We start from the raw sequence: 14503 nt of genomic DNA, 5'->3' as shown, positions 1-14503 counted from the left end.
AAGATAATTTTATATATATAGAAGGGAATTAAAAAATATGTATTTGCAAATAGGATCGATTGAACAGGTAACTGTTTTACGCGAAACGGAAATCGGATATATGGTTGGGAATGAAAATGAAGAAATTTTCCTACATAAAAACGAAGTGGCTGGAGAAATTGAAGAAGGCGATACGATTGATGTATTCTTATACCTTGATCACCAAAATCGTATTTCAGCAACAATGAAGGAACCAATTATTACAACTTATGATTGGAACTGGGTAAAGGTTGTAGAAGTTATTCCTAGTTTAGGTGTGTTTGTTGATATTGGTGTGTCAAAAGATATACTAATTCCAGCTGATGAGTTCCCGATTTATATGCCGGTATGGCCAGAAGTAGGCGACGAATTATATTGTACGTTAAAATTAACGAATCGTGATCGTTTAATTGCTCTTCCGGCAAGAGACAGTGATATGCAAGAAATTATCGTAGATGCAACGCCATCTATGCGTAATAAAAACGTAAACGGACGTGTATATCGTTCACTTCAAGTTGGTTCATTCATACTAACGGATGAGCATTTCCGTGCTTTCCTACACCATACAGAAAGAAAAGAACAAGTCCGCATCGGTCAGCGTGTAACGGGCCGTATTATTGACGTAAAAGATGACGGTACAATTAACATTTCACTTCTTCCTCGTAAAGAAGAAGGAATGGAAGATGATGCTGCAGTAATTTATGCATATATGGAAGAACGAGGCGGAGCAATGCCGTTTTGGGATAAGAGCCATCCAGAAGATATTAAAGAACGCTTTAACATGAGTAAAGCTGCATTTAAGCGCGCACTTGGTAAGTTGATGAAAGAAGAAAAGGTTTACCAAGAAGAAGGTTGGACTTACTTTAAGAAATAAGATGAAAGATTAAAAAGCACACCCTTATCTAAAAAGATAAGGGTGTGCTTTTTTTAATTTCCTTGCGGAGAAACAAGAGTAAATGTATCTTTCAAATCACTATCGTTTATTTTAATATTTGCCTTTTTTAATTCCTCTTGTAACAATTTTTTGCTGAATACAGGATCAGCAGTACGTTCTTCCTCTAAGTTTTTGCGAATAGAGTTTTTTACTTCATCGTAAGGTTTTAAATCTTTTTTATCAGTTAATTTAATAACGTGATAACCGTTTGATGATTTTACGGGATTGCTAATTTGTCCAACATTTAGTTTGTAGGCAGCCGTTTCGAATTCAGGAGCCATTGTACCTGAATTGAAGTATCCAAGGTCTCCGCCTTTATCTTTTGATAGTAGATCTTGTGATTCTTGTTTTGCTAATTCTTCAAATGAAGCACCAGCATCTAGTTTACTCTTTATTTCTTTCGCTTCATTTTCGTCACTTACTAAAATGTGACTCGCTTTAATTTCTGGCTTATAGTGGTCTTTTACGTCTTTCTCTGTAATGCTTTTCTTAATCGCTTCATTCATAGCAAGTTTGAACTTAATTTGATTTTTAAAATCCTCTTCATCTTTTAAACCATTATTTTCTAATACTTTTTTGAATTGATCTCCATATTGTTTTTTTACTTTTTCTACTTCTTTATTTACCTCTTCATCAGGTACTTTATATTTTTTTGTGATGACGTCTTGTGCCATCATTTCGTATAGCATGTCTTTTCCGTAACGATCTTTCAATTGTTTTTCGAAGTTATCCTTTGTAATGGTCGAGTCTGTTGCTGTAGCGACTGTAGCTGAGCCATTTTTTTGTTCGCAAGCAGATAGCATCAATATACTTATTAGTGCAGTAATAATGAAAATATGTTTCCCTCTCATGCCAACACCTCATCCGAATATGTTATCGCTATTGTAGAATATAGAAGTGAACATGAAGTGAATTTTTAATGTTTTTTTCCTTTAAAATGTAAAAAAGTACATCAACATAATTGTTGATGTACGATGGAATCAAAGGTGATCGGTCTTTTTAGAGTATGCACGTTTACCTTGCTGAATATTTTTTTGCTCTTGCTCATTTTTTTGTGTGCGTTTTGCGTTATTATCGCGTGCTTTTTTGTCGTTATCACTCGTATGTGGCATATGTATCAACTCCATTTCTAAACGTTGTACGTTTATCATTTCCTTTTTCGTAAAGACTATGTATAGCGGTGCATTTATGAAGGGTAAAGGTGGATTCGAAATGGATTTGAAGTTGAATTATACTGAACTTATAAAGAAGTTAATCGTTGTAATCATCGCAGGTTTATTAAACGCGATTGGGATGAATTTATTTTTAACGCCAGCAAAAGTGTATGCGAGCGGCTTTGCTGGATTGTCTCAATTATTATCACAAATATTAGGTGATTTTTTATCGATTCACATATCTACGGGAGTATTGTTTAGCTTATTTAATATTCCTGTCGTTATTTTAGCGTGGAAAAAGGTTGGAAAGGCCTTCACCTTTTTCAGTTTTCTTTGTGTTATATTTATGACTTTGTTTCTAGAGATCATCCCTGTTAGAGCGGTTTCGAATGATATCATATTAAATGCGATTTTTGGCGGGATTATTTCGGCAATTGGAGTAGGGATTGCTTTAAAGTGGGGTGCTTCTACAGGTGGATTAGATATTATCGCCATGATTTTATCAAAAATAAAAGATAAGCCTGTCGGTACATACTTTTTCTTTTTTAATGCAATTATCATTATCGCTGCTGGCTATGTATATGGATGGGAAAAAGCGTTGTATACGCTAGTGACTTTATATGTATCAACGAGAATTATTGATGCAATTCATACTCGTCATGTAAAGATTACAGCATTAATTGTTACGAAGAATGGGGCAGACGTAAGAAAGGCGATTCACTCGCGATTAGTAAGAGGGATTACAACGATACCAGCAACAGGTGCTTATACGAATGAAAATAAAGAAATGTTAATGATGGTTATTACCCGTTACGAGTTATACGAATTAGAGAGGATTATTAAACAAGTGGACCCAGGTGCATTTACAAATATACTGCAAACAGTTGGGGTGTTCGGATTGTTTCGGAAAGATTAAAGAGGACCAAAGTTGGTCCTCTTTTTTAATGTAAATTCGTGATGTTTTGCAATTGCTCTTGCATTTCACGGAGCTGAACTTTTTCAGCAGTTGAAGAGTTTGCGTAAGCGGATTGCAAAGCATTTTTTGCTCTATACACGAGATCTTGTTGCTCAGTACCGCTTGAACAAGATACGGCATTTTCAACAGCATCTCTAGCTTGTTGGAATAGTAAGTTCCCCATTTAAACCCCTCCAAAAGAAGAGTTACTTCTTGCTTTTTCTGCCTCAGCTAATGTACCTCTGTACGGGAATCTTGCATCATGCTTCATAACAGCATCGGCTCCTTGTTGGATAAAACGTTTTGATTTGTTCTTTTTACCCATTCGAAAAACCCCCTTTATTTAGCTGAAAACAATCGACGCAATGTGTCATGCGTCTACTTATAGTATGGACATTTGGCAGGAAACTATAAGTAGGGAATTTTTAGATTACAACCCAAGAACCTCTTCTAAATATAAAGCAATACCATCTTCTTCGTTCGTTAACGTCGTATGGTTTGCGAGTGATTTTAATTCAGGGATGGCATTTCCCATTGCGATGCCGTGACCAGCAAATTCAATCATTTCAAAATCATTATCTTCATCACCGAAAGCGATAATTCGCTCTTGTGGAATGTTGTAATGACTAGAAATTTTTTGTAATCCAACTGCTTTATTTAATCCGCTTTTCACAATTTCAATAATCGGCCAAGGTGCGCCCCATTTTCTATGGTCGATTACTTCCGCATGCATATCCGTTAAATGTTGACGAATTGCAGTAGAATGCTCGTCATGTGCGTCAATTAATAAGCAAGTTGGATGATCGTTTAAAATATTTAATAAGTCTCCGGTAAAAATCTTAGGAGAGCCGAATTCGAAAATATGTTTTTTATCTTCATCAATTTCACGAACATACACATCGTCCATTACTTCCGCGTATATATTTTTTACGCCAAAATCAAAGCAAGCTCGGACAATTTCTTGCGCTGTTGCTAGCTCAAGAGGAGAGTGATGTGTTCCCCAGTTTGAATCAAGAGGATGATGTACGTAAGCGCCGTTAAAGTTTACGATAGGTGTGTTAAGATCAAGTTCTTTATAGTAATCGTAACTAGCACGGAATGGACGTCCTGTTGAAATAACAACAATATGTCCCTGTTCCTTTGCTTTTGCAATTGTATGTTTCGTTCGAGTGGAAATTATTTTGTTGTCTGTTAATAAAGTGCCGTCTAAGTCTAATGCGATTAAATGTTGTTTGTTCATAATTTCACCTCTTATAATAATTTTTTTGTATCTATCTGTATTTCCGTTTTTAATATGCAGAAATAAGAGGTTAGACTCGGTGGAATCACCATAGATGGAAATTTCACTATATATCCATCTTACGTCTCAAAGTGCTGTGGTGTCTACTATTTATCGTTGGAAATTAAGAAAAGTCAACATCTTTTTAGAAAGTTCAAACAATGTTTCTTTCATTATGTACAAATTGTGAAAAGGGTTACATTGCTCGTGTGATGAGGCATATAATGAACATGTAATCTTCTCGTATATGTTTGACTCTCCTTTGAAACTAGCCTAGAGTAGGTTGGTTTCTTTTTTTTCTACAAGTAGGAAAGAAATCCCTGCTTACGCTTGTGTCATTCATATATATGTACAAGAATGAGATGTAGTACTGTTTCCTAAACATGACAGAAAAGCTTTCTTTTAAAATGGATATACTAATGAGGCAAGACGTCATGGAAGGAGAATGAAGATGGGACAAAATCGCAGGTTTCGTTCTGGACAAAAAGCGCCGAATGATGGCATTTACGTAGAAATTGGTGAAACGGGAAGTATGGTGAAAGATCCGCAAATGGTGAAATTAACTGCCGGTGAAAAGTTTCCGGATAACACGAATCATAACCGCCAGTGGACATATAAAAGAAAACCGTAACAGAAGCCGCAATCATTATTGCGGCTTTTTTGTCGTTATACATTGTAATTTCATTTACCGTATTTTTTAGCAGTATAATGAATGCTCTCTTTTTCTTTTTCAAATAATAAGTTTGAAAATACATAGGCAAAATTATTGTATAAAAAAGTCAGTTGGCGTATAATCAAATCAAAGGTCAAAGAAAGTCAAACTTTTGGAGGGCTGTAAAGATGGACTTAAATCAAATGACAACAAAAACACAAGAGGCGATTATGAGTGCCCAATCTTTAGCGGTATCTCATCATCACCAAGAGGTGGATACTGTTCATCTATTACTTGCATTATTAGAAGAGCAAGATGGATTAGCAGTACGTATATTTCAAAAAATGAATGTTGATATAGAAGCATTAAAGCAAGGTGCAGAAAGTTTAATTAAAAAGAAACCTTCTGTAACGGGGAGCGGTGCAGAAGTTGGAAAATTGTATGTAACGAGCGCTCTGCAACAACTGCTTGTAAGAGCAGGGAAAGAAGCAGAAAAACTGCAGGATGATTACATTTCAGTAGAACATGTATTGCTTGCTTTTTCTGAAGAAAAAGGCGATATAAATCAATTATTTACAAGATTGCATATTACGAAAGATAACTTATTACAGTCTTTAATGACAGTTCGGGGGAATCAAAGAGTGACTAGTCAAAATCCAGAAGCAACTTATGAAGCGTTAGAAAAATATGGCCGTGATTTAGTGGCGGAAGTGAGAGCAGGGAAAATCGATCCTGTAATCGGCCGTGATAGTGAAATACGACGTGTAATCCGTATTCTTTCACGTAAAACGAAAAACAATCCGGTTTTAATTGGGGAGCCAGGTGTTGGTAAAACAGCAATCGTTGAAGGATTAGCACAGCGTATTGTGAAAAAGGATGTACCTGAAGGATTGAAAGATAGAACGATTTTTGCGTTAGATATGAGTGCACTCGTAGCAGGTGCGAAATTCCGTGGTGAGTTCGAAGAGCGTCTGCAAGCTGTATTAAATGAAATTAAAAAGAGTGAAGGACGCATTTTATTATTCATTGATGAACTTCATACAATAGTTGGAGCTGGTAAAACAGAAGGAGCCATGGATGCAGGAAATATGTTAAAACCGATGCTTGCGCGTGGTGAACTGCATTGTATCGGGGCGACGACGCTCGATGAATATCGCAAATATATTGAGAAAGATCCAGCGCTAGAAAGACGTTTCCAACAAGTATTAGCAGAAGAACCAACTGTTGAAGATACAATTTCAATTTTACGTGGATTAAAAGAACGCTTTGAAATTTATCACGGTGTAAATATTCATGACCGTGCGATTGTAGCAGCGTCAGTTTTATCAGATCGATATATTTCAGATCGATTCTTACCTGATAAAGCAATTGACCTTGTTGATGAAGCGTGTGCAACAATTCGTACAGAAATCGATTCTATGCCAACAGAATTAGATGAAGTAACGCGCCGCATTATGCAGCTGGAAATTGAAGAAGCGGCTCTTGGAAAAGAAACGGATCGTGGTAGCCAAGAGCGTCTAAAAACATTGCAACGTGAATTATCGGATTTAAAAGAAGTTGCAAGTGGTATGAGAGCGAAATGGGAGAAAGAAAAAGAAGAAATTCACAAAGTTCGTGACTTACGTGAACATTTAGAACGTCTGCGTCGTGAATTAGAAGAAGCAGAAGGTAATTACGATTTAAATAAAGCAGCCGAACTTCGTCACGGAAAAATTCCAGCAATTGAAAAAGAGTTAAAAGAAGCGGAAGAAATGGGCGCGCATAATAAACAAGAAAATCGTTTATTACGTGAGGAAGTAAGTGAAGAAGAAATTGCAGATATTGTTTCACGCTGGACTGGTATTCCTGTTGCGAAACTCGTGGAAGGTGAACGCGAGAAATTATTACGCTTAGAGCAAATCTTATCAGAGCGTGTCATCGGACAAGAGGAAGCAGTAAGCTTAGTGTCAGACGCAGTTCTTCGTGCTCGCGCTGGTATTAAAGATCCGAACCGCCCGATTGGTTCTTTCATCTTCTTAGGACCAACAGGTGTTGGTAAAACAGAACTTGCAAAAACGCTAGCCCAGTCTTTATTCGATAGTGAAGAGCAAATGATTCGCATTGACATGTCTGAGTATATGGAGAAACACGCAGTGTCACGCTTAATTGGTGCACCTCCTGGATATGTAGGATATGAGGAAGGTGGTCAATTAACTGAAGCGGTAAGACGTAAACCATATTCCGTTGTTTTATTAGATGAAATTGAAAAAGCACATCCAGAAGTATTCAACATTTTATTACAAATGTTAGATGATGGGCGCATTACAGATTCGCAAGGTCGTACAGTGGACTTTAAAAATACAGTTATTATTATGACTTCAAATATCGGATCTGCTCATTTACTAGATGGATTAGAAGAAGATGGTTCGATTAAAGAGGAATCAAGAGACCTTGTAATGGGACAATTAAGAGGACATTTCCGCCCTGAATTTTTAAACCGTGTTGATGAAATTATTTTATTCAAACCTCTTACAACGAATGAAATTAAAAGCATTGTTGATAAAATTGTAAAAGAACTACAAGGTCGTCTAGCTGACCGTCACATTACAGTAGAATTAACAGATGCAGCAAAAGAATTTGTTGTGGAAGCTGGTTTCGACCCAATGTACGGAGCTCGTCCATTAAAACGATACGTACAACGTCAAGTGGAAACGAAATTAGCACGAGAATTAATTGCAGGAACAATTACTGACAATAGTCACGTAGTTGTTGATGTAGAAAATAACGAATTAGTCGTTCATGTGAAATAAAAATAAAAAAAGAGTTCGGATAAAATCCGGACTCTTTTTTTAGTGTTGTTCTACTGGCTCGTTTGGAATTGCAGCTGAAATTGCGAGTACTAACACAGCAAGAACAACTGAGAAAATAGACGCTTGGTTAAAGTCGTATGTACCGCCAGTCATAGAGCCGATTACATAGCTCATCATATGTACAAGTAAGAACGACCAAATTAATGCCCAAATGAAACGCATATTTTACACCTCTATTCGTTCAATCTGTCCTTATTGTAACACAATTGAAAAAAGAATATAGAAAAATATTTGTAGATTTTTCAACGCAAATTTGCATTCCGTTCATACATTATAAAAGAGTGGTTTTATATGTTTAGAAAATAAGGCGGGGGAAAAATGAGTATTACGGAACGTTTTTTTTACTTAGAAAAAGAACCATGTGTCATTTATTTACCGGAGAAGCCAAATGGATTTTCTGTAATGCTTCTTGGTGATTACAACTACTTTATTGAGAATGGTACAAGTTTATGGACACAGCATGCGGGTAGATCTTATTTTTTACATGGCCTTATTGAGCAAGGCTACACTGTCTTTTCTTCTAATTTATACGGAAGACATTGGGGAAACGACCAATCTGTTCGTCTAGCAAAACGTTTATATGACGTTGTGTTGAGAAAAGAGACATTGAATGCGAAAATGCACATTATGGCAGATGGTATGGGAGCACTTGTAGCACTTGAAATGATGAACAAATATCCTGAGTGTATACGCTCTGTCATTATGTTAAATCCGTGTTTAGATTTACCAGAATATGTGGAGTTTGAGAAAGAGCATAAGTTTTTTTACAAGAGACTGGTGAAGGAATTAAGTTTGGCGTATGATTCCAAAGAAGAAGAATTAGAATTAAAAATAAATAAGAAATCATTTACGCTTCTTCCATCTTGTGTACCTGTCAAAATTTTCGTATCAACACAAGAAAAAAGAGGAAGAAAACAGCAGTTGCGTAGATATGAGAAAATGAGGCAACTAAATCAATGTGATACTTCTGTCTTGTTCCATCTGCAAGATGTGAAATATAAAATGGTTAGGCAAACGACCGATTTCTTTAAAAAATATGAAGAAGAATTATGAAGCTCCCATATACATAAATGAGGAGCTATTTGTTTCAGAGGGAAAGGGTTGGTGGTATGGAACGCGTGCTGATAATAGGTGCACTTACGTTTGTAGGTTATCACCTTGTAAATAAAATGATTGCAGAAGAAGTGGAAGTCTATGGTCTTGATTTTGATGAATTCGATAGTATGACCAAAATTAATGAAGAGAAGTTATTATTAATTGGGCGAAATGCGTTATTTACGTATTATTCGATAAGAGATGAAGATGGATGGAGATCGGTTGAGGAAGAGAGATTCGATACTGTTTACTTTTGCTTATATGAGCCAAATCAGCAAAGTGGATTTCGGAATGAAAGAGTCATATTACAATATTTAAAGCGAATTATAAGAATGTGTGAAGAACAAAAAGTGAAGTTAAATTTAATTTCTTCTATTGAAGTAGGAAGTACAGATGAATCCGAAAATAAGCGCCTATTTTTGAAAGTAGAAGAAGGATTGAAAAAAGGGAATTTACAATATAGTGTATTTCGAGTTCCAACATTATATGGACCGTGGCAACCGTCCTTTATGATGTTTCATCAGCTTATTTTATCAGAATTAGTTGAAAAAGAGTGCCGTTGTACGATTGAGGAAAAGGGGAATGATTTACTTTACGTTGAAGATGTATGTGAATACTTATGGGAACATGGAACGAACGGGGCGCATCTTGGTATATACAATTTACTTAGTGGTAAACAGTCATTATGGGAAAAAGGTATGAATCTTTTACGCGCGGATGATAAAGTAAATAAAAATAATAGCGAAGTAAGAGATGAGGCTATCGAAGTAATTTCGATAAAAAGAAATACTCCGTTAGAATACGGTTTAAATAAGCAACTGGCACACATGAAAAAATATAAAGAGTTATACGAAGGGTAGTACGCGTGTTACACTATTGTATGTGAAAGTTTTAATGGAGAGGAAGAGTATAATATGAACGAAAAAAGCATGCAGTTTTTACAAATCGCAATGAAGCATTTACCGGAAGCAAAGGCAATTTTAGATGATAATGGAATTGCACTTGATATGGAGAAGGCACAGCCGGTGTTAGAGTTGTTAATGAAAGTTATGAACGAGGCTTATGAGCTCGGGAAAGCAGATAAAGAATAAAAAGCATCTTTTTAGATGGAAGAGAGGCTCGAACCGTGAACAGAAGCGGTTTGAGTCTTTTTATATTTGAGAGGTATGTTTCTGTTTCTTTTAATGAAAAATAAAGTGGATAATGCGTTAGCTTTCTGTTTTATGCGAAATATATTCTAGACAAAAATACATTTATGTTTTAAAATTAGTACCAAGTCATAATAATTGATATAAAACGGAGGGCTGCGATGTGAACGTGGGCATTTTAGGGATCGGAAGATATGTGCCAGAAAAAGTAGTCACAAATCACGATTTAGAAAAAATAATGGATACATCCGATGAATGGATTCGTACGAGAACGGGAATTGCAGAAAGACGCATTGCCGATGATACAATAGATACTTCATATATGGCCGTAGAGGCTGCAAAAAAAGCACTTGAAGATGCAGGGGTTAGCGGAGAAGATATCGATCTTATTTTAGTGGCGACAGTAACACCAGATCGTGCGTTTCCAGCAGTAGCTTGTGTCATTCAAGAAGCGATTGGAGCGAAACATGCAGCTGCAATGGATGTAGGTGCAGCATGCGCTGGTTTTATGTACGGAATGATTACAGCGCAGCAATTTATTCAAACGGGGACTTATAAAAACGTATTAGTAGTTGGTAGTGATAAGCTATCTAAAATTGTAGACTGGAATGATCGAAATACAGCGGTATTATTTGGAGACGGAGCCGGTGCTATCGTAATGGGAGCAGTTTCAGAAGGAAGAGGCGTTCTATCTTTCGAATTAGGAGCAGACGGAAGCGGCGGTAAGCATCTATATCAAGACGAGTATGTTATGATGAATGGCAGAGAAGTCTTTAAATTTGCCGTTCGTCAACTTGGTGAATCTTGTCTTCGCGTGCTGGATAAGGCTGGTCTTACAAAAGAGGATGTGGATTTCTTAGTACCGCATCAAGCGAATATTCGTATTATGGAATCTGCAAGAGAGAGATTAAATTTGCCACAAGAAAAAATGAGTATGACAATTGAAAAGTTTGGTAATACATCGGCTTCTTCAATTCCGATTGCAATGGTAGAGGAATTGCAAAACGGACGTATTCAAGATGGTGATTTAATTATACTTGTTGGTTTTGGCGGCGGATTAACATGGGGAGCAGTCGCTCTTCGTTGGGGTAAATAAGGACTGAGAGAAAAAAAGGAGTGTATTTTGTATGGAAAAAAAGAGGGTCGTAATTACAGGACTAGGAGCTGTTACACCGGTCGGTACAGATGTTGAAACAGCGTGGGAAAACATTAAAAAGGGTGTATCTGGAATCGGACGACTTACAAGAATTGATCCGGAACTATTTCCAGCAAAAGTAGCAGCAGAAATTAACGACTTTGAAGTCGAGAAATATATTGATAAAAAAGAAGCGCGCCGTATGGATCGCTTTACACAATATGCAGTAGCAGCAGCGAAAATGGCAGTTGCAGATGCAAAGCTTGAAATTACAGAAGAAAACGGACCGCGAATTGGTGTGTGGATTGGTTCTGGTATTGGTGGTATGGAAACATACGAAGAACAATTTAAGATTTTTACTGAGAAAGGCCCGCGCCGCGTGAGCCCATTCTTCGTACCGATGATGATTCCAGATATGGCAGCAGGTCAAGTATCGATCGCAACAGGAGCAAAAGGAATTAACACTTGTTCTGTAACGGCTTGTGCATCTGGTGCAAACTCAATTGGTGATGCATTTAAAGCGATTCAGCGCGGTGATGCTGATGCAATGATTACGGGCGGGGCAGAGGCGCCGTTAACAAGTATGGCATTCGCAGGATTTAGCTCAGCGAAAGCATTAACATTTAATGAAGATCCAGCAACAGCTTGTCGTCCATTCGATAAAAACCGTAGTGGTTTCGTAATGGGTGAAGGTTCAGGTATTTTAATTCTTGAAGAATTAGAGCACGCATTAGCTCGTGGTGCTCACATTTACGCGGAAATTGCTGGTTACGGTGCAACTGGTGATGCATTCCATATTACAATGCCGGCTCCTGGCGGTGAAGGCGGCGTGCGTGCAATGCGTCAAGCTTTAGCTGATGCAGGCCTACAGCCAGAAGATATTGATTACATTAATGCGCATGGTACAAGTACGGATGCGAATGAAAAGTATGAAACGATGGCAATTAAGGAAACGTTCGGTGAGCACGCGTATAAAGTAGCGATCAGTTCAACGAAATCAATGACAGGTCACTTATTAGGAGCAGCTGGTGCTGTTGAAGCGATCTTCTCTATTAAATCAATTACAGACGGAGTAATTCCTCCAACAATTAACTATGAAACACCAGATCCAGAGTGTGATTTAGATTATGTACCGAATAATGCGAGACATCAAGAAGTAAACGCAGTGTTAAGTAATTCATTAGGATTCGGTGGTCATAACGCAGTACTAGTATTTAAATCGTATAAATAATAGATAAAATAAGGAGTTTTTTCGCAATATATTGCGAAAAAACTCCTTATTTATTTTTACGCCTTTTTCTCCTGTAGCATATACATAAGAAAAAGGAGGGATAAAGATGGGGATTGTTGAAACAGCTGAATGGCTACATTTATATTATGGGCGGCCAGAAAAACTTTGTGAGAAATTTACGAAGTATATTCCGTTGCCAAAAGAAAGGTTGTATCGCTTTTTAATTTCAAAAGGGATGTATCGCCCGATCATGCGCGGAGAAAAGGAAATTAAAGAATTAGAGGAAAAGGAAATTTGGAAAGAATTGAGCCTGGAGTATGATAAACTGAAAAACTGGTTAAAAGGTCCAGATGTCCCTGTCTTTATTTTATTATCAGATTCCTATAATCGAACTGTACAAGAAGAGTATAACGGTAGGGCTGGATTATCTATGCGTCATGTTATTTTCTTATTCGTATGTGGACGGAATTCGGTAGAAGAATTAAAAGTGTTATTAGCGCATGAATATCATCACATATGCAGGTTACATCAAATTGAGACGAAAGAAACAGAATATACATTACTTGATACGATGATTATGGAAGGGCTAGCTGAACAAGCAGTAACAGAAAGGTATACAGAAAAAAACAATGCACCGTGGACGGCGTATCTTTCAAAGGAAGAGGCTATTTATTATTGGAAAAATATTGTACATGAAAGAATAAGTATAAAACGAGGAACAAGGGAACATGACATCTTATTAAATGGCTTTCACTCTTATCCGAAGATGCTTGGCTATGCGCTTGGATTTCATATTGTCAAAGATTGTGTAACTTTGGAAGAAGAAGATACACTTTCTTTATTATCTATAGATGCAAAAGAAATATTGAATAAAGCAAGTACATTTCATATATAAAAAAACAGGATTTCTATTTCCTGTTTTTTTAATATTAATAGAAGAAAAAATAATAATTAGAATATATTTCCTCAAGTGGAATAAAGTTAAGCAAAAATGAACATAATGATTGGTACAAACAGTAGTGAAGTGAGGGGTAGTGAATGTTATATCTACATGATGTATGGGTAAATTGGTTTGAAGGTGAAGAAAATGGGTATAACGTTTGTCATTTTTACGAATGGCGGAAAGATGATACGATTGAGCTATTAGATCAAGTGCCATTATTAAAAGTAGATGCCACATTATATCATTACATCGAGAACGAATTGTTAGAGCTTCCGCAAAAAATGCTGGAAGACGTACATCATAAGGCTTATATTCGTAAAAATCATGAACGTTTGCAGCAAGAGTATTGCTTTGTTGTTACAGATGGAAAAGGAATTATTGCGATTGACACAATTGGCTACAATGTACCAATTCGCAAAAGCAGACTTATACCACGCCAAGAACAGATGGTATATGAGATGGTAGAAAACGTACAAGCAGAAAAGTATGAGTTCCAAGTAGAAGAAACAGAAAAAGAACATCACATTTTATCACCATCGCCTTTCATTATGAATGGCTTGACTCGTAAAGAAAGACAGCTAAAACAATTATTATTTATGGCGTTAGATCAATTACATACAACGAAAAATACAGCAGAAATTCGCTATTGGTTCACAGAGTGGGATCCATCAGCATATGGAATGGTTCAACATATGGAATTTGAAGATATTTGGGTTAAGCTGTATGATGAAGCGAAAACAGGCTGGTCTGATAAGCATGAACAATTATGCGAGCGTCTCGTAAAAGGACAGCCATTTTTTGAAAAGTTATGGGAAATGGAAAATGAGCAAAAGGTAAATTAAAAAACCGCCAATTGGCGGTTTTTTAATTTTGTAGTAATCCAGCTCCAGCGGCAAGAATGTTCGGTGGCTTCGCGCCTTCCTGTGAGGCAAAAAGCGCCTCTACGTCAGGAGCTCCATCCCCCTCACATTCTAAACGAGCCGCTTCCGCTTTATATGAAATCCAGCTCCAGCGGCAAGAATGTTCGGTGGCTTCGCGCCTTCCTGTGAGGCAAAAAGCGCCTCTACGTCAGGAGCTCCATCCCCCTCACATTCTAAACGAGCCGCTTCC

General features: G+C 37.0%; 17 protein-coding genes. 11 read left to right on the top strand and 6 right to left on the bottom strand.

The features are described from left to right. The first annotated feature begins 37 nt into the window (after window positions 1-37). Window positions 38-892, top strand: a complete 855-nt coding sequence (locus ACTFR8_RS17500; RefSeq protein WP_000281271.1) for a CvfB family protein — start codon at window positions 38-40, stop codon at window positions 890-892. A 53-nt stretch (window positions 893-945) separates the two neighbouring features. Here ACTFR8_RS17500 and prsA read toward each other — a convergent pair whose 3' ends face one another. Then, complete coding sequence (gene prsA, locus ACTFR8_RS17495; protein ID WP_001214202.1) at window positions 946-1803, bottom strand: peptidylprolyl isomerase PrsA; 858 nt, start codon at window positions 1801-1803, stop codon at window positions 946-948. A gap of 129 nt (window positions 1804-1932) precedes the next feature. Beyond that, window positions 1933-2064 (bottom strand): DUF3941 domain-containing protein, encoded by a 132-nt coding sequence (locus tag ACTFR8_RS17490; protein WP_001120851.1) that lies wholly within the window; start codon window positions 2062-2064, stop codon window positions 1933-1935. Window positions 2065-2164: 100 nt separating this feature from the next. On the opposite strand from ACTFR8_RS17490, the gene ACTFR8_RS17485 reads away from it, so the two are divergent. Then, window positions 2165-3022, top strand: a complete 858-nt coding sequence (locus ACTFR8_RS17485) for a YitT family protein (protein WP_000364431.1) — start codon at window positions 2165-2167, stop codon at window positions 3020-3022. Window positions 3023-3047: 25 nt separating this feature from the next. On the opposite strand, the gene ACTFR8_RS17480 is transcribed toward ACTFR8_RS17485, so the two are convergent. The 3 genes from ACTFR8_RS17480 to ACTFR8_RS17470 all read right to left on the bottom strand — a co-directional run bounded on the left by ACTFR8_RS17480 (window position 3048) and on the right by ACTFR8_RS17470 (window position 4301). Next, window positions 3048-3245: a DUF3813 domain-containing protein gene (locus tag ACTFR8_RS17480; protein ID WP_000527407.1), complete on the bottom strand. Its 198-nt coding sequence runs from the start codon at window positions 3243-3245 to the stop codon at window positions 3048-3050. After that, window positions 3246-3386 carry a hypothetical protein gene (locus tag ACTFR8_RS17475; protein WP_000516816.1) on the bottom strand — a complete coding sequence of 47 codons (141 nt, stop codon included), beginning with the start codon at window positions 3384-3386 and terminating at the stop codon, window positions 3246-3248. Window positions 3387-3491: 105 nt separating this feature from the next. After that, entirely contained in the window at window positions 3492-4301 is an 810-nt protein-coding gene (locus ACTFR8_RS17470; protein ID WP_001041232.1) for a Cof-type HAD-IIB family hydrolase, read from the bottom strand. A gap of 490 nt (window positions 4302-4791) precedes the next feature. Between ACTFR8_RS17470 and ACTFR8_RS17465 the strand changes: the two genes are divergently transcribed. Both ACTFR8_RS17465 and clpB read left to right on the top strand, forming a co-directional pair. Then, window positions 4792-4971 (top strand): YjzC family protein, encoded by a 180-nt coding sequence (locus tag ACTFR8_RS17465; RefSeq protein WP_000531421.1) that lies wholly within the window; start codon window positions 4792-4794, stop codon window positions 4969-4971. Between the two features lie 209 nt (window positions 4972-5180). Further along, a complete protein-coding gene (clpB, locus tag ACTFR8_RS17460; RefSeq protein WP_000365404.1) occupies window positions 5181-7781 on the top strand; it encodes an ATP-dependent chaperone ClpB in 2601 nt (866 codons plus the stop codon). A gap of 39 nt (window positions 7782-7820) precedes the next feature. Here clpB and ACTFR8_RS17455 read toward each other — a convergent pair whose 3' ends face one another. Continuing rightward, on the bottom strand, window positions 7821-8003 hold the full coding sequence (locus ACTFR8_RS17455; protein ID WP_001211116.1) for a YjzD family protein: 183 nt from the start codon (window positions 8001-8003) through the stop codon (window positions 7821-7823). 156 nt (window positions 8004-8159) lie between these two features. On the opposite strand from ACTFR8_RS17455, the gene ACTFR8_RS17450 reads away from it, so the two are divergent. The 7 genes from ACTFR8_RS17450 (at window position 8160) to ACTFR8_RS17420 (ending at window position 14235) form a co-directional block, all read left to right on the top strand. Then, complete coding sequence (locus tag ACTFR8_RS17450) at window positions 8160-8894, top strand: hydrolase (protein ID WP_000028714.1); 735 nt, start codon at window positions 8160-8162, stop codon at window positions 8892-8894. Window positions 8895-8923: 29 nt separating this feature from the next. Beyond that, window positions 8924-9796 carry an NAD-dependent epimerase/dehydratase family protein gene (locus tag ACTFR8_RS17445; protein WP_001986101.1) on the top strand — a complete coding sequence of 291 codons (873 nt, stop codon included), beginning with the start codon at window positions 8924-8926 and terminating at the stop codon, window positions 9794-9796. A 54-nt stretch (window positions 9797-9850) separates the two neighbouring features. Continuing rightward, a complete protein-coding gene (locus ACTFR8_RS17440) occupies window positions 9851-10027 on the top strand; it encodes a ComZ family protein (RefSeq protein ID WP_001986215.1) in 177 nt (58 codons plus the stop codon). A gap of 220 nt (window positions 10028-10247) precedes the next feature. Further along, window positions 10248-11180 carry a beta-ketoacyl-ACP synthase III gene (fabH, locus tag ACTFR8_RS17435; protein WP_001100533.1) on the top strand — a complete coding sequence of 311 codons (933 nt, stop codon included), beginning with the start codon at window positions 10248-10250 and terminating at the stop codon, window positions 11178-11180. 31 nt (window positions 11181-11211) lie between these two features. After that, window positions 11212-12450 carry a beta-ketoacyl-ACP synthase II gene (fabF, locus tag ACTFR8_RS17430; RefSeq protein WP_000412652.1) on the top strand — a complete coding sequence of 413 codons (1239 nt, stop codon included), beginning with the start codon at window positions 11212-11214 and terminating at the stop codon, window positions 12448-12450. Window positions 12451-12556: 106 nt separating this feature from the next. Further along, entirely contained in the window at window positions 12557-13345 is a 789-nt protein-coding gene (locus ACTFR8_RS17425) for a DUF2268 domain-containing protein (protein ID WP_000513274.1), read from the top strand. Between the two features lie 143 nt (window positions 13346-13488). Beyond that, complete coding sequence (locus ACTFR8_RS17420; protein WP_000966128.1) at window positions 13489-14235, top strand: YjbA family protein; 747 nt, start codon at window positions 13489-13491, stop codon at window positions 14233-14235. The last annotated feature ends 268 nt before the right edge of the window (window positions 14236-14503 follow it).

It is taken from the genome of Bacillus cereus group sp. MYBK15-3, assembly GCF_051916765.1.
GTDB classification, from domain to species: Bacteria; Bacillota; Bacilli; order Bacillales; family Bacillaceae_G; genus Bacillus_A; species Bacillus_A cereus.
The sequence above is the reverse complement of the archived record's forward strand: the minus strand, read 5'-3'. Positions and strand labels throughout refer to the sequence as shown.

Coding starts and splice junctions, on each gene's coding strand:
- ACTFR8_RS17500 (WP_000281271.1), top strand. CDS start 38: ATGTATTTGCAAATAGGATCGATTGAACAGGTAACTGTTTTACGCGAA.
- prsA (WP_001214202.1), bottom strand. CDS start 1,803: ATGAGAGGGAAACATATTTTCATTATTACTGCACTAATAAGTATATTG.
- ACTFR8_RS17490 (WP_001120851.1), bottom strand. CDS start 2,064: ATGCCACATACGAGTGATAACGACAAAAAAGCACGCGATAATAACGCA.
- ACTFR8_RS17485 (WP_000364431.1), top strand. CDS start 2,165: ATGGATTTGAAGTTGAATTATACTGAACTTATAAAGAAGTTAATCGTT.
- ACTFR8_RS17480 (WP_000527407.1), bottom strand. CDS start 3,245: ATGGGGAACTTACTATTCCAACAAGCTAGAGATGCTGTTGAAAATGCC.
- ACTFR8_RS17475 (WP_000516816.1), bottom strand. CDS start 3,386: ATGGGTAAAAAGAACAAATCAAAACGTTTTATCCAACAAGGAGCCGAT.
- ACTFR8_RS17470 (WP_001041232.1), bottom strand. CDS start 4,301: ATGAACAAACAACATTTAATCGCATTAGACTTAGACGGCACTTTATTA.
- ACTFR8_RS17465 (WP_000531421.1), top strand. CDS start 4,792: ATGGGACAAAATCGCAGGTTTCGTTCTGGACAAAAAGCGCCGAATGAT.
- clpB (WP_000365404.1), top strand. CDS start 5,181: ATGGACTTAAATCAAATGACAACAAAAACACAAGAGGCGATTATGAGT.
- ACTFR8_RS17455 (WP_001211116.1), bottom strand. CDS start 8,003: ATGCGTTTCATTTGGGCATTAATTTGGTCGTTCTTACTTGTACATATG.
- ACTFR8_RS17450 (WP_000028714.1), top strand. CDS start 8,160: ATGAGTATTACGGAACGTTTTTTTTACTTAGAAAAAGAACCATGTGTC.
- ACTFR8_RS17440 (WP_001986215.1), top strand. CDS start 9,851: ATGAACGAAAAAAGCATGCAGTTTTTACAAATCGCAATGAAGCATTTA.
- fabF (WP_000412652.1), top strand. CDS start 11,212: ATGGAAAAAAAGAGGGTCGTAATTACAGGACTAGGAGCTGTTACACCG.
- ACTFR8_RS17425 (WP_000513274.1), top strand. CDS start 12,557: ATGGGGATTGTTGAAACAGCTGAATGGCTACATTTATATTATGGGCGG.
- ACTFR8_RS17420 (WP_000966128.1), top strand. CDS start 13,489: ATGTTATATCTACATGATGTATGGGTAAATTGGTTTGAAGGTGAAGAA.